This is a genomic window from Pseudoalteromonas luteoviolacea CPMOR-1 (assembly GCF_001625685.1).
GTDB classification, from domain to species: domain Bacteria; phylum Pseudomonadota; class Gammaproteobacteria; order Enterobacterales; family Alteromonadaceae; genus Pseudoalteromonas; species Pseudoalteromonas luteoviolacea_K.
In genome coordinates, this window is record NZ_AUYC01000022.1 from 114,404 (window position 1) to 129,466 (window position 15,063).

Here is a 15,063-nt window from a genome sequence, read left to right on the forward strand (position 1 = left end):
ACAAATCATGAGGCGACGTGTTGTCGTTTTCGGCGCTTTTTAATATAAGGGAAAAAGAACAAAATCATACCAGTGATAGAAATAACTAAAGTCACAAAAGAAACTGGTAACATCAGCCATAAATTGGCGTTTTTTTCAAAGAAAGTGCCATCATGCAAGCTTTCAATCAGCTCGGAGTTACGCTTTGCACTGTGTAAGATTTCGCCGGTCTGATTGTCAATTTGAATCTCAATTTTATTATTACTGCGAATTTTTGTTATCCCTTTTGCAGGGCGAACATCTAAGCGATTCACATCATCCCAGTTTTTGATTTCAGCCGACTCTACTGACTTAGCAATGTCTAAAATTTGCGTAAACGTCAATTCAGGCACAGTGCCAACTCCTTTTGCAGAAGGCGGCTGGATAAAGCTAAACTCTTTTCTTACTAGCAATAAAATACCAGTGACAATAATCACAAGTAGAGGGATAGAAATAATAATACTCGCCCACTTATGAATACTTCTATTTTTTTTATTAAAACTCATTGCTTCCTTTAAAATTGTATACTCGTTGATAATTTAACGCTGCGCTCAGGCTGCAAGGCGGCGTCTTCGTCTAAGCTTCCATAGTAGGCTTCGTCTGTAAGATTATTAATCGCAACGGTCACTGTTTGTCTGTCCGTTAATTGATGCTCAACTGACACATCCCACACGGTAAAAGCGTCTCGCTCCAGCTCAGAGCCACCCACCTCATCAGCATCTAAAGTATATCGATAAGCGTTTGAAAGCGACCAATTGTCAAAATGCACTAACATGGTCCAACTCAATTCTCTTGGGTGTAGATCATCTAACCTTTGCTGATGATTATCTTCCCCGGACTGTTGCTGGTAACTTAAAATGTGTTCAAAATGTTCGCTGGCGTACCACCTGAGTTCGGCCTCAAACCCACTGATCTGAGCGGAGCTTAAGTTTTGATAGGTCAGATAGCCCGACTGGGTTTCATAACGATCAATGTAATTATCCAAGTCATAATGATAAATGGCACCATACACGCTCACCTTGTCAGAAACATGCCAATTGAAAGAAACTTGACTACCCACACTGGTTTCAGGGTCCAAAGCTTGATTACCCACAATAAGTCCTCTCGGCGTTTGACCATAAAACAATCGCTCAGACAGAGTTGGGTATCGAAATCCAGTGCCGATATCGATCCCAAGATCGACAGCTTCTGACAGTGGTAGCATGGCTGAAAAAGAAGCATTTAAGCGACCATCAGTCGCATCTTCAGATTGCTTACTTTGCTGCTTAATCCAATCATATCTGAGTCCAAAGTCAAAATTGACCTTGCCCCATTGCCAATGGGTTTTACCATACAAAGCGAGATTGTCTTCTTCAGCATTCATTTCATTACCCAGTGTACTAAGTGCAAACTCATCCACCACTAAATAATCACTGGTAATTTTCACCCCTTTACGTGAAAGCCAGTCTACCCCCCAATGGGTTTCTAGGCCCTGCAAATTAAATTGCTGTAACCATTGTCCGCCCAACGTATGGCCCTGATATTGACTCAAGCCATCGTAGCGCTCAAACCTTGCTGTCCTACTATCCCAGTTTTGGTAATGATGATAAAGCTTCGCTATCCAATTTTCCTCGCCATTTAACTGAACCTGCGCAAGAGAATGTATCTCTTCAGGGTAATCGCTTATCTGCTCAGTAGGATATTTTGTATTACTCTTACCAATATGCTTACCATAGCTAGGCAACCAAGAGTAAGTCACCGTATAGCCTTGATGTTGCGTTTTAAATCTCACAAGCCCTGACGCACGCTCAAACTGAGTGTTTAGCACATCACCATTAGGGGCATTATCATTATTAGCATGCTGGTAAGCAAAGGCAGAGGTTAAGTCATTTTTTTGGTGTTTAAAGGCAAAATTAACCCCTTGATTATTACTTTGTACTGAACCTGAAAATTGCGTCTTGTCTGGCATCTCAGAGCTTAAGCTAACGACGCCCCCCATAGCCTGCGAGCCATAAAGTGATGAGCTAGGCCCTTTAATGACATGCCCCAAGTTGAGCAATGTCGGCGCGATAAATGACACAGAATTTCCTGCTCGCCTATCTGTAATAATGGGAATGCCATCAATTTCAGTCCGTATTCTGCCACGGCTAAAACCTCGAATGGCATAACTTTGAAACTGCCCACCTTGTCCGTTTAAACTCACACCAGGTAAGGCTATAAGTTGATCTGCAACGGTTCTATTGAGTGAAAAAGTAAAGCGCTCATCCAAATAGGCTGAGGTATGATTCGCAGAAGCAATTGTCAGTGATTCTTTAGGTGCTAAAACCTCAATCACTTCAAGCTGTTCGCCATGTGCGCTGACCATAGTCGGCGTGCCAGCAAACAGAAAAAAAAATATCGTTTTCATCGTTAATAAACTGCTCAATTAACTTGTTATACGGTGTGTTATCGTTATCTCATCAGGACATCTTCATCATTCATTTTTTAAAAAGCTAACCGTTTTCGTCCTGGAATTTCACGTCTAACCTGCACTAGACGTAAAGCTTAGCATTGGTATTAAATAGGCGCCGCTAACCGCACGACGCCATCATGTCGAGTGAACTTACTTTGTCACAACAGCTGCGCCGCTCGTCCAAGGTCCACCGGCGTCAATCACTGACTGCTGAAGGTTAGGAATTGTTCTTTCCTGCAGCGTTGAAACACGTCTCATGACATCCTCAAGACCTTGTTGCGCATAGCTAAACTGCTGACGATGCTGCTTGGTAGGACCGTAAGAAGACCAAAGCGCAGACATCGCATAACCAAGACGGCTAGAAATATTTGCAGGCTTCGCGCCTTTACGATCACGCGATTTCAATCCTGTTAGTTCAAAATTGATAGCATTGATATCAGCCTGAGCTTGTGCGTATGCAGACTCAAGTGAGCTGATATTACCAGGCGTGCGATCTATCGCTGTACGCAATGATTGCATTGTCTTAGTGACTTCATTTAGCGCTGCCGTTGTTGACGTATAACGCCTTTGCACACTTTTTAGTTGCTCGCTAAATTCAGCAATGGACTCTGCAGTAGGGCCTGACACAGCACCTTCGGAGATCGCTTGCAATTCAAACTCAACAGGCGTGGCTAACTGGGATACTTTACCTTTGACACGCTTATACAGTGTGGCTGTATAAGTACCAGGCATAACCATACTTGTCATCGCAAACGGGTCCCACATCGACGCTTTTTCACCAGTGATAGCCTGATTAGCCGCATACTTCATATCCCAAGTTACACGGTGTATGCCTTTAGTTGTTTTACCAGTGACACGGTTCACAAAGTTGCCCTCTGCATCACGAATTTCAAGATAAACAGCAGGCTTTGGTTCTTGGTTTTCTTTCTCAACCGCTTCCCAAGTCGGGTATTTAGGATACTTCTCTTTCTTAACCAGTTCCTTTTCAGCTTGCTGACGCAGCTCTTTGGCTGTTAATAAACTGTCTTTTAAGAAGTAAGTTAATGTCGCGCCATGCTTAGGGTTATCCGCAACAAAGCGATCATCCCCGTCTGTACGACTGTGATTTGTGTCTTCTTGGTACCACTTAACAGGGCGACCTGGGCCCATCAAGATAGCATCTTGCTCCATGGCTTTTTCGGTCAATGTACGCAATGGTGTATAGTCATCAAGAATGTAAATACCGCGACCAAAAGTACCCGCAACTAAGTCATTCTCACGACGCTGTATTTTCACATCGCGTGTAGAAATCGTCGGAATACCGCCGTTGAGTTCAATCCATTTTTTACCACCATCAACAGTGAAGAAAATACCAAATTCAGTACCAATGAACATAAGGTCTTTATTTACATGGTCTTGGACAATACGCCAAACTAAGTGATTCTCAGGTAAATCTTTAGCAAGTGATTTCCAAGTTTTACCTAGATTTGTTGACTTGATCAGATATGGCTTAAAATCACCATATTTGTGATTATCTAGCGCGACATATACGGTATTCGGATCGAACAAGTCCGCGCGAATGTCATTCACATACGCAGTCGCTGGCACGCCTTTAACACGCTTGAGGTCGATTTTTTTCCAATTCTTGCCACCATCACTGGTTACTTGAATTAAACCATCATCAGTACCTGCCCATAAGATATTTTCATCCACCGGACTTTCGGAGAAGTTCGCAATCGTATGGTACTCAGACATTGCATAGAGATCCCAGCCAGCTTCGACAGACCATGTACGGCCCATCATTGGAGTATGCATACGGTTACCATTTTTAGTCAAATCACCTGAAATAGGTGTCCAACTATCACCACGATCGTCAGAGCGCCAAACACGCTGTGATGCAAAGTACACGCGCTTAGGATCATGAGTAGATACGTTTACCGGCGCATCCCAATTGAAACGCTCAGCAGGGTCGCCCGGCAAAGGTTGAGGTTTAATATATACATTTTCACGCGTTTTAAAATCATGACGAGCTAAATTACCCTGCTGCCATTGAGAATACATAATATCTGGGTTACCCGGCTCAACTGCTGGCTGATGACCGTCTCCGCCCAAGGTTAAGAACCAATCTTTATTTTTGATCCCCTCTGAACGCATGGTTCGAGATGGGCCGCCTTGTGTCGAGTTATCCTGTGTGCCGCCGTAAACCTTATAGAATGGTTTGGAATCATCCGGCGCGACTTTATAGAATTGAGTTAGTGGCAAGTTCGCCATGAAACGCCAGTTTGCCATGCGGTCATGTGACATATAAATACCGCCATCAGAACCAATCAGCACAAAATCAGGATCGGTTGGATGGAATGCCATCGCATGGTCATCTACGTGCTTGCGCTTGGTATTAATTGGCGTCCAAGTTTTACCGCCATCGTCAGAGACTTTACTGTAGTTACTAGCAATATATATACGGTCAAATTGATGCTTATCCGCGAAGATTTCTTGGTAATAATGCGGACCGGTTCCGCCACCTACTTCGTCAGACATCTTAGTCCAGCTCTGACCACGGTTGGCAGAACGATAAAGACCACCTTTACGGTTATCAATTTCAACAGCGGCATACACAACGTCAGGATTAATAGGAGAAATGGCTAAACCTATTTTACCCATATTGCCTGTTGGCAACCCAGTTTTAAGCTCTGTCCAAGTCTCGCCACCATCATCAGAGGTATGAATACCAGATCCTGGGCCCGTACCAACGTAAGCCTCAATTTTTCTTTGTCGTGACCAAGTTGCAGCATATAATTTGTTTGGGTTTCTTGGGTCAATCAGCAGCGATGTCACACCAGTCCACTCATCTTCTGGCTTTAATACCAATTTCCAAGTTTCGCCGCCATCAGTGGTTTTATATAGACCGCGCTCGCCGCCATCAGTCCAAAGCGGACCCTGTGCAGAAACCCAAACCGTATTTGAGTCTGTTGGATGAATGATGATGTCAGAAATACGTTCAGACTTTTTCAAGCCCATGTTTTTCCAAGTTTTACCGCCATCCATTGACTTATAAACACCGTCACCAAAGCTGATATGGCGACCACCATTGTTTTCTCCAGTGCCCACCCAAATGATATCTGAGTTGCTCGGATCTATGGTCACATCCCCAGTCGAATAAACGGCCTGTTTATCAAAAATAGGCGTCCAAGTTGTGCCCGCATTCACTGTTTTCCAGATACCACCGGAGCCCACTGCTGTATACCATGTGGACGGATTGTTTTGATCCACTTCTATATCAGCGATACGTCCTGACATGTATGCTGGACCAATATTTCGAAGTTTCATTGCCTCAAAGGTTTTACTGCTAAAGAGGGCTTTTTCTTCATCTGATTTAGCAGCCAGCGTATTTGAACTGGCACAAGCTAAAGATACAGCAACTGCTGCTTTTAGTAGTACATTCATTTTCCCACCGATGTTGGTTTTTGTTTTTTTCAAATCAACATTAACTTAAAAAATGATATACGTATGTAAATATTCGCTGAGATTACAGAAAATAGAGTCTAAAGTTATATTGTAACATTTTGTGTAAAATCTAGCCCTTTCTACACCTGTATACCAAATTAAAAATCTCGCCACGTAATAATAGACAAAGCTTAAAAACGCATATAAACATAATTTTATGCCGATTTTTCAGGATATAAGGGGCTTTCTACAGCGCGTATAAGTTGAGGCTGCGTGAGAGGAATTAAAATAAGACTACATAAAAAAAAATAATATATTGCGTCAGCCTGTTACTCATTAAAAATGTTTAACAGGCCGAAACCAAGCTTTAAAAGACTACAACTTATTAGATTGAATACGAGAAAGCAGTTTAACACCTAGCTTTTCCGCAACGACACTCAACCCTAAACCAAAACGCTCAGCCAACGCTTTCTTAGTTTTATATTTCACTTTATAAAGTTGGTGTGATTCATTTAAATCTAATAGCAGATCATCACTGGTTTTGATCTCATCAACTAGATCAAATTCTTTAGCATGCGTTGCAAACCAATGCTCACCGGTTGCCACTTTATCGATATCCATCTGCGGTCGATGTTCAGCAACAAACTGTTTGAATAAAGTATGCGTGTGCTCAACTTCACTCTTAAATTTGTCACGACCCTGCTCGGTATTTTCACCAAACATGGTTAATGTGCGCTTATATTCACCCGCAGTGATCTGCTCAAACTCAACGTCATTTTTCTTCAAAATTTTATTGAAGTTAGGTATTTGAGCAAGTACACCAATGGAGCCGACGATAGCAAAAGGCGCTGCCACAATCTTATCTGCCACACACGCCATCATATAGCCGCCACTTGCCGCTACTTTATCAACGCTAATTGTAAGCGGTAAGCCTGCTTGCTTTAGCCTGATCAGTTGAGACGCCGCTAAACCATAACCATGAACAACACCACCACCACTTTCAACATTGACCAATACCTGGTCCTTCTCTTTATCAGCAATCGTTAGAATTGCCGTAATTTCCTCGCGCAAACTCGCCACTTCATTCGCATCAACGCTGCCCGAAAAGTCGATAACAAATGCCTTCTTCTGTGGCTTTTCATCTGATTTCTTTTTACTCTCTTTCAGATGTGCTTTTAGCGCTTTTTTATCCAAAGTCTGATGTAGAAACTCTTCTTTTGCTTCCGCCAATTGAGAAGATAAGTCTTTGACCTCTATCTCACCTGCTTTGCTTTTTGGTTTTTGGCTTGCGCCCACCACTAGTACAATAATGGCACCCACAGCAATCACAATTGTTACTGCTTTAGCCAAAAATAACCCATATTCAAACAAAAAAGCCAACGCTATCTCCCAAACCCTTATTTATCAGTCTATATAATCAAAAACAATCAGCATTAATCTTGTCCTAAATAACGCTACATTGCAATAAAACCATAATAACTACTCTCATTTCGATCAAATGATAAGCATAAAAAAAGCCGCTAATTAGCGGCTTTTTCTTTGCAACGATGTTACTTGGCAATCACGCTTTCATCCGTAATTGGTAACAACAAGCCTTTAGATGCAAGATAAGTAGCAACTTGCTTTTGCATCTCCGCTGTTGCCTGAGCATGGCCTTGTGCTGTACCGCCCGTGCGCTCATCAAATGATGGTGTTAACAACGAGCTGTGATGTCCTTGAGAGAAGTTCACAACATAACGACCAGCAGTGCCATCGGTTGATTGCTTCGACTCAGTGGCTGTCTCCAATCCCATCAACGCTGCCAAAGGCGTGCTACCACCCAGTGGGTTACGTGGCAACGTAGTCGCAGGGATAACTTGGTCGCCCTTGTTTTCACCCTCACCACCGACAACAACACTCATGTACATTGGTGTGTTTACCGCACGTACCAGTGGCGCATAGTTCAGAGGATCTGCCGTATCTAACACGGTTTGTGACGCATAAGCGAACTGATCAACGGTACCGTTAATGGCCGCAATTGACGCAAGGTCACCCTCAGCCTCTAGGTTTGCAACAAATGTATTGTATGCACATGCAGCAAACGCACTCGCGCTGCCAGCAAACGCCCCACAATCAGCAACCGCACCTTCTTCAAGGTAACTCACAAATTTCTTAGAAACTGCTAAGTCAGAGGCCCCCTGAACCACAGCTGTTTTTACAACAGGTCCAAATGAGGCAGACTCTACTAAGAAGTTTGCAATGCCTGCACCACCGCTAGACAGCGCCGCAGGGCCCATTTTAAACAATGGCTCTGCTGCTTTAAGCGCTTCATTGTCAAACGGTAAGTTTGCATGTGCTATGAAACTTGGTGCCACAACTGAACCCAAAGACTGGCCGACAAAGCTCACGTCATTCGTATTAAAGTTAAGTGGTACTTGAGAAAATGCATTAATTGCATTTAAACCAAATCGTAATGCCAGTAAGTCCGCCGTTGATTGGCGCAGGTTATCACGGGCAACAAGCAGTGATTGCAAGTTCATGTAGTGTAAAACGCTCTTAGTGGTGGCATTAAACTCATCAACACCGTCACCATCTACGTCAATACCACGTTCACCGTGCATTGGGTGGTCTATCGCCACAGTTGCAAAGCCAGCCTGAGACAATGCTAACGTCAAGCTAAGCATGTCTTCTTTTTTACTGGTGATACCATGTTGCATAATCACAACAGGGAAGCCAGTCTCAGGCGCTTCTGACAATGGGAATGTGATTTGCACTGGCGCATTAGCAACCCATTGCTCTCTAGGAATAACATTGTATTTAGACACAAATTTTTGTGCATCAAGACCTAAGTCACGCAATTGGCCACCAGAAAGCGCATCACACTGCGCATCGACGGTGCCAGCTTCCGGCTCTGGTAACTGACCACCAGCAGCCTCTGCAGCGCCTTTGGCAGCCGCAACAGCAACGCCGTTGTCACATAATGCTTGCCAATACGTATCAGCTAGCGCCGCATCTTCGCCATTTTTTGGCTGAGATAAATATTGAGGTAGTTGAATATTACCTTTTAGGTAACGGATCCCGCCAGCTGCTTGCAACAACTCAGGCGGCAATGCCGCAGCTAAACCTAGCTCAGTAAATTTATCAGCAACTGACATAAAGTCTTGATCAGGGACGGCTACAACTGGCTGTTTAGCTGTCCCAAATGTTGATGCTAACAACTGCTTGATAGTGCCAACAACAGGGCCTGTTGCTTGTGTTGTCATTGCCGCTGTGTAAACTATCTCATCAGCACCAATAGACTCGCTAGAAACCAGCGCTTGCTCATAACTGCGAATAACTGCTTGCAAAGATTTCTGTGAATCAGTTACTAACGGCGCTTCTTGACGAAGCAATGTATAAGTCGATGAAGGCGTTAGGCTTCTGCCGCCATCTACCGTGTCTTTAATGTTGGTAGTCAGCACCGTGATGTAAGTCGTATTAGACTTAAACGGTTTAACTGGAATAACATTGATGTTTTGGCCATCTTCACTTAGTTGAGAGACAAAGTCGCCAGTTGGGCCAAATGTTAACTCACTCACCACTCGACAAGCGAAAGCTGGGCTAAAGTTTTGACACGCTTCTGTTTGCGTATCATCGCCCATCACCACTTCAAATATACGCACAGCACCTGGCGCTGCAACGGTTGCGGCATCGATTGTCACACCTGTCGGTGTATTCAAGCCAATTTGATATGGCATTTGTGTAGACCAACCGTCTAAACCACCCAGTGCTAGAGACGGATCAGCATACCCTGCGCGTGATAGCAGAGGCTTAAAATCACCATCTAGCTCACCTGGGATATTGAGTGTACCATCTTGTGTACCACTAAAGAGAATATCATTCGGTACGGAAATAACACCATTGGAGGGATCAAATTTAACCGATGCAACTGGCGTTACAGGTTTGGTGTCTTGCTTTACATCTTCTAGCGTTTCACCGCCACCACAGCCTGCTAATGCAGCTGAAACAGCGAGTGGTAGTAACAGTTTCTTCATTGTATTGGCTCCGACATAATTTTATTATTCTTGTTCCCTCGGCCAGCGCCTACCCTTGCCTCTAAGATGTAAGCATAAATAAGCCGCCGAGAATAATTCGTTAAAACTATGTAATTTTGCTTTTAATAAGACATTAGACCAGTTTAACTTAACGCAAAGTGTAGCCTTTCGCCACTCATATTTGCAATAAATTCGATAACTTGCGTCGTGACTATGATAAAATATAGCAAATGTATTTGTTCGAGGTCCAATATGCAAACATATAATGCAGCTAGTAATGCACTAGAAAATAAAGTGATTTTGGTCACAGGTGCGGGTGACGGTATCGGTCGTATTGCCGCAATCCACTATGCCAAGCATGGTGCCACTGTGATTTTGTTAGGGAAAACCACCAGCAAACTAGAAGCGGTTTATGATGAAATCATCAATGCAGGTTATCCTCAACCAGCCATCGTACCATTGGACCTTAAAGGCGCAACCAAACAACATTACCGAGATCTGGCTTCAACCATCGAGCAACAATTTGGTAAATTAGACGGCCTACTGAATAATGCCGCTATTTTGGGCACTATGGGCCCGTTAGAGCATTTCTGCGTATCGACATTTGAAAATGTCATGAAAGTAAATGTTACCGCACAGGCGATGATCACACGCTTTTTATTTCCAGTCATGCGTAAAGCCCCCAGTGCCTCTATTATTTTTACTTCTTCAGGTGTAGGACGCCAAGGGCGCGAGTTTTGGGGTGCTTATGCCATCTCTAAATTTGCAACTGAAGGGATGATGCAAACATGGGCATGTGAAGTGGGCAAAACCAATATACGAGTAAATTGCATCAACCCTGGCGCAACTCGCACTAGTATGCGAGAAGCAGCCTTCCCGGGCGAAGACAGAGATAAGCTAAAAACAGCGGAAGATCTCATGCCAACCTACTTATATTTGATGTCAGATGACTCATCTGAAGTGAACGGCCAATCTATTGATGCTCAGCCCAAATAAGCGTTTATACATACTTTAAAACAAAAAAAGGGCCAATAGGCCCTTTTTTACTATACTCGCGATCATCGACGCTTAGTTTGCTTCAAGCGTTGATTATGCTTGTGTACCGCTTTTCTAATACGGTTTACTTTAGCACGCTTATCTTTGCGCTTTTCAGGCATCACAGATAACTTAGTTTGTGTTTCAGGTCTTAGGCTCACTGATTTTCTTAGGTAGTTTACGTCTTCTAACGCCAACTCTTCCCAGCCACCTTGTGGTAGACGTTTATTCAGTTCAAGCTTACCGTAACGCACACGGATCAAGCGTGACACTTCAACCTCTTGTGATTGCCATAATCGACGAACTTCGCGGTTACGACCTTCTGTTAGCGTTACATTAAACCACTTGTTGATGCCTTCACCACCACGCGGTTTAATTGTTAAGAATTTAGCAGGACCATCTTCTAACTCAACACCTTGTGAAAGCGTTTTCAAGGTTTGATTCGTCACCTCACCAAATACGCGTACAGAGTATTCACGCTCTACTTCATATTTAGGGTGCATTAAACGGTTAGCCAACTCACCATCGTTGGTAAACAGTAATAAACCGGATGTATTGATATCTAATCGGCCAATGGCAATCCAACGATCGCCTTCCAAACGCGGTAATCTATCAAATACTGTACGGCGGCCTTCAGGATCTTTACGCGTACACAACTCACCTTCAGGCTTGTGGTACATTAATACTCGACAAATGCGCTCTTCTTTTTGCTCAATCTTAACCACATGGCCATCAACACGGATCACCGCATTTTCTTCGACTCTGTCGCCTAATTTAGCAACTTTACCGTCAACACTGACACGATTTGAGTCAATGTATTTTTCCATTTCACGGCGCGAGCCAACGCCCGCACGCGCTAATACTTTTTGTAGCTTTTCACTCATTCTGATGGTTCTCTCACAGAAGGATCATTTAACATCTGATCTAGCTTCTCAGTTTGCAGCTCTGGCAGTTTTGGTAACCCATCCAGACCATTCAATGAGAAGTAATCTAAAAATAACTTGGTCGTCGCATACAGTGCAGGCTTACCCGGCACTTCTTTATGTCCAACCACCTTTATCCATTGTCGCTCTAGTAAACTTTTCATAATATTAGAGCTGACGGTTACACCACGGACTTGTTCAATTTCACCACGCGTTATTGGTTGGCGGTAGGCAATCAATGCCAGCGTTTCCAATGTTGCCCGCGAATATTTAGGTGCTTTTTCTTGCCAAAGCATATTGAGCCACGGACTCAAACTTGGGCATGCTTGAAAGCGGTACCCTGTCCCTACTTCAACAAGTCGTACACCGCGTGTTTGGTAGTGTTCGAAAATTGTCTCTATCGCCTGCCCTATTCGTTGATCAGATACATGAATATCTTGCAGCACGGTCTCTTTCATATGCTTTTTCGATAAAGGCTTATCTGCAACAAAAATTGCAGCCTCAACCAATTCGACAAGTTGTTCATCACTGACTCGGCGTTTCATGTCTCTATTACTTCATAAGGCTAGTAGAAGGCGCGGTATTATGACAGAGCTGAGACTACTCTTGTAGCTTTAATGACAAATAAATTGCACTGTCTAAAGTGATTTGAACGATCGAAATTAACTGCTCTTTTAACAACTCTAGCATCGCGATGAATGTGACTACCACACCGCTACGGCCCTCTTGCACACTAAATAACCGAGCAAACTCTACTGGTTCTGATTGCTCACTTAAATATTGCAGTATCATCGACATCCGCTCACGCGTAGACAAAGCCTCTGCGCTAATTTGGTGATGCTCGAATTGCCTAGCTCTAGCCATCACTTCACTCATCGCCAATAGCAACTCTTTTAAGTCCACATCGGGTAATGACTCATCATTTTGCTCTGTATCTTCAATCAATGCACGAGCAACAAAAATGTCTCGCTCTTCACGGGGAATGTTGTCGAGATTTTCAGCGGCGACTTTAAACTGTTCGTACTCTTGCAAACGCCGAACAAGCTCGGCACGCGGATCTTCCTCTTCCTCAAGCTCTTCATGGGTAGGTAGTAATAAACGGGACTTAATTTGCGCCAGTAAAGCCGCCATAACCAAGTACTCACCGGCCAATTCCAGTTGTAGCTCTTGCATCATCTCAACATATTGCACGTACTGCTGAGTAATGCTAAGGATCGGTAACTCTAATATATCCAGTTTATGACGCTTTATCAGGTACAACAACAAATCCAATGGACCCTCAAAGCTCTCTAAGATCACTTGTAAGGCATCAGGTGGGATATAAAGATCTTCTGGCTTTTCTAAAACCGCTTCGCCGTTTAAAAAAGCCAGTGGTGATGATTGAGTCGAGGTGTCTGTCATAGACTATTCAAATGGTGCAGCATCGCCGCAGCCATGGCGTAAAACCTCGATATTGTCCTCAGACATATCAATCACTGTCGTTGCTTGCTCGATTAAGTAGCCGCCATGCACAATTAAATCAACGTGCTTTTCAAGTTGCATGCGGATATCGTCAGGATCAGACTCAGTGAAGTGCTCGCCAGGTAAAATAAGCGAGCAAGACATCAACGGTTCATTGAGTTCTTCCAATATCGCGCAAGTGATTGGATGCTCAGTGACGCGAATACCTATGGTTTTTTTCTTGTCGTTTATCAATCTTTTAGGGACTTCTTTGGTGCCCTTTAAAATGAAGGTATACGGTCCCGGCGTATTATTTTTTATCAAACGAAACATTTGATTATCAACACGCGCATAAGTCGATAATTCGGATAGATCGCGACACATTAGTGTGAAGTTGTGATGCTTTTCGATCCCTCTTATGCGCTCAATGCGTTCTTTTGCCTGCTTGTTTCCTAAACTACACCCGATCGCATACCCCGAGTCAGTTGGATACACAACCACCCCGCCTTTTTGGATGATTTCAGCCGCTTGACGGATCAATCTGGCTTGCGGATTATCTGGGTGAATATGAAAAAATTGACTCATGCTAACATTCCTCTGTGGCTCCCCAAAACTGCCATACACCTTGGCAATCTTTTGGTAAGTATAGATTTCTTCCTAAATCTAACCAGCTCATAGGGTAATGAAAATCAGAGCCTTGGCTGGCTAATAAATTATATTCTTGCGATAGCTGACCGAGAAACTGTCTTTCACTTGGCGCTTGTTGCGGCTGAGCCACCTCCATCGCTTTACCACCAGCATCGGTGAATTCATCCAGTAATTTTCGCAGCCATTTATTGGACATCTGATAACGCCCGGGGTGAGCCAACACCGCAACGCCGCCCGCCCCTTGTATGGCTTCTATGGCTTCTTGCATAGAGCACCAAACACTGGGCACATAGCCGGTCTTATTGCGCGCTAAAAACTTTTTAAATACACCCTGAATGTTTTTTGCCACACCGCGCTCCACCAGCGCCTTAGCAAAATGAGCACGGGTTATCTCTGCACCTTGTGCCAACTCTAAGGCTTGCGCATAAATACCTTCGTAGCCGCGCTTTTCAAGCCGAGCTCCAATTTCTTTGGCTCGTTCACGACGTTTTTGCTGCTGTGTAGTCAATAGTGCCAAAAGGGATGGATCATTAATATTTATATTCAGGCCAACAATGTGGATTTCGAAGCTCTCCCACTTAGTAGAGATCTCGACGCCTGAAATGAGCTTTAAGTCTAGATTTTTCTCTGCAATATAGTCACGTGCAACAGGTACGCCTGCCACAGTATCATGGTCAGTCAACGCCAGTACATCAACGCCTTTTTCTGTTGCCCGCTCAATAAGCTCAGGTACTGCTAAACGCCCATCAGAAAAAGTGCTATGACTGTGTAAGTCATATTTAATCAAAATTTTCCCCTTAAAAACCAATCGAGCGCAGTATACCATGCCAATAAAGCCGAGTACGCTTTTATTTAGTTAGACCCAAAAGCAAGTAACTGTACAGACTACTTTACTCGGCCAAAAATCGTATTATTTTGGTAGATAACAGACGATTGTTTATTTTTTGATTTTAGTGCTTGACAGTTTGCACCCGAGTAGGGTTTACTGTAGGCACTTAAATTGACATAACGAAAACTTTACAAATGAATCTAACACAAAAAACAAAAATCGTTTGGTGGTGGCGCTCGTAACTGCGGGTGTGATTCGTTGTGTCTAACAACTTTTAAACCCGCGCTGAGTACGCGGGTTTTT

General features: G+C 43.6%; 11 protein-coding genes. 1 reads left to right on the forward strand and 10 read right to left on the reverse strand.

The genetic code is table 11. From position 1 onward, the window contains the following. Positions 1 to 5: 5 nt before the first annotated feature. The 5 genes from N473_RS09420 to N473_RS09440 all read right to left on the reverse strand — a co-directional run bounded on the left by N473_RS09420 (position 6) and on the right by N473_RS09440 (position 9,885). The gene (locus N473_RS09420) at positions 6 to 524 is read right to left on the reverse strand and encodes a PepSY-associated TM helix domain-containing protein (protein WP_063367690.1); all 519 of its coding nucleotides are present in this window, start codon (positions 522 to 524) and stop codon (positions 6 to 8) included. Positions 525 to 532: 8 nt separating this feature from the next. Then, positions 533 to 2,404 (reverse strand): TonB-dependent receptor domain-containing protein, encoded by a 1,872-nt coding sequence (locus N473_RS09425; RefSeq protein WP_063367691.1) that lies wholly within the window; start codon positions 2,402 to 2,404, stop codon positions 533 to 535. A 195-nt stretch (positions 2,405 to 2,599) separates the two neighbouring features. Further along, complete coding sequence (locus N473_RS09430) at positions 2,600 to 5,872, reverse strand: WD40/YVTN/BNR-like repeat-containing protein (protein WP_063367692.1); 3,273 nt, start codon at positions 5,870 to 5,872, stop codon at positions 2,600 to 2,602. A 375-nt stretch (positions 5,873 to 6,247) separates the two neighbouring features. Beyond that, positions 6,248 to 7,252 (reverse strand): protease SohB, encoded by a 1,005-nt coding sequence (sohB, locus tag N473_RS09435; protein ID WP_063367693.1) that lies wholly within the window; start codon positions 7,250 to 7,252, stop codon positions 6,248 to 6,250. Between the two features lie 170 nt (positions 7,253 to 7,422). Then, positions 7,423 to 9,885, reverse strand: a complete 2,463-nt coding sequence (locus N473_RS09440; RefSeq protein ID WP_063367694.1) for a VolA/Pla-1 family phospholipase — start codon at positions 9,883 to 9,885, stop codon at positions 7,423 to 7,425. Positions 9,886 to 10,137: 252 nt separating this feature from the next. Here N473_RS09440 and N473_RS09445 point away from each other — a divergent pair, with 252 nt between their 5' ends. Next, positions 10,138 to 10,881 (forward strand): YciK family oxidoreductase, encoded by a 744-nt coding sequence (locus N473_RS09445; RefSeq protein ID WP_063367695.1) that lies wholly within the window; start codon positions 10,138 to 10,140, stop codon positions 10,879 to 10,881. 62 nt (positions 10,882 to 10,943) lie between these two features. On the opposite strand, the gene rluB is transcribed toward N473_RS09445, so the two are convergent. Genes rluB through rnm form a run of 5 tightly spaced genes read right to left on the reverse strand, consistent with a single transcriptional unit; the run spans position 10,944 to position 14,718 of the window. Then, positions 10,944 to 11,804 carry a 23S rRNA pseudouridine(2605) synthase RluB gene (gene rluB, locus N473_RS09450; protein WP_063367696.1) on the reverse strand — a complete coding sequence of 287 codons (861 nt, stop codon included), beginning with the start codon at positions 11,802 to 11,804 and terminating at the stop codon, positions 10,944 to 10,946. After that, entirely contained in the window at positions 11,801 to 12,388 is a 588-nt protein-coding gene (scpB, locus tag N473_RS09455; RefSeq protein WP_063362172.1) for an SMC-Scp complex subunit ScpB, read from the reverse strand. Before scpB ends, rluB begins: the two co-directional genes overlap by 4 nt. 55 nt (positions 12,389 to 12,443) lie before the next feature. Continuing rightward, positions 12,444 to 13,244, reverse strand: coding sequence for a segregation and condensation protein A (locus tag N473_RS09460; RefSeq protein WP_063367697.1), 801 nt, complete (start codon positions 13,242 to 13,244; stop codon positions 12,444 to 12,446). A 3-nt stretch (positions 13,245 to 13,247) separates the two neighbouring features. Continuing rightward, positions 13,248 to 13,868, reverse strand: a complete 621-nt coding sequence (locus N473_RS09465) for an L-threonylcarbamoyladenylate synthase (protein WP_063367698.1) — start codon at positions 13,866 to 13,868, stop codon at positions 13,248 to 13,250. A gap of 1 nt (position 13,869) precedes the next feature. Then, entirely contained in the window at positions 13,870 to 14,718 is an 849-nt protein-coding gene (gene rnm, locus N473_RS09470; RefSeq protein ID WP_063367699.1) for an RNase RNM, read from the reverse strand. Positions 14,719 to 15,063 lie beyond the last annotated feature (345 nt).

Bases quoted from the DNA above. Each gene is read 5' to 3' on its own strand.
- N473_RS09460 (WP_063367697.1), bottom strand. From the start codon at position 13,244: ATGACAGACACCTCGACTCAATCATCACCACTGGCTTTTTTAAACGGC.
- N473_RS09420 (WP_063367690.1), bottom strand. From the start codon at position 524: ATGAGTTTTAATAAAAAAAATAGAAGTATTCATAAGTGGGCGAGTATT.
- N473_RS09440 (WP_063367694.1), bottom strand. From the start codon at position 9,885: ATGAAGAAACTGTTACTACCACTCGCTGTTTCAGCTGCATTAGCAGGC.
- scpB (WP_063362172.1), bottom strand. From the start codon at position 12,388: ATGAAACGCCGAGTCAGTGATGAACAACTTGTCGAATTGGTTGAGGCT.
- N473_RS09425 (WP_063367691.1), bottom strand. From the start codon at position 2,404: ATGAAAACGATATTTTTTTTTCTGTTTGCTGGCACGCCGACTATGGTC.
- rluB (WP_063367696.1), bottom strand. From the start codon at position 11,804: ATGAGTGAAAAGCTACAAAAAGTATTAGCGCGTGCGGGCGTTGGCTCG.
- N473_RS09445 (WP_063367695.1), top strand. From the start codon at position 10,138: ATGCAAACATATAATGCAGCTAGTAATGCACTAGAAAATAAAGTGATT.
- N473_RS09465 (WP_063367698.1), bottom strand. From the start codon at position 13,868: ATGAGTCAATTTTTTCATATTCACCCAGATAATCCGCAAGCCAGATTG.
- N473_RS09430 (WP_063367692.1), bottom strand. From the start codon at position 5,872: ATGAATGTACTACTAAAAGCAGCAGTTGCTGTATCTTTAGCTTGTGCC.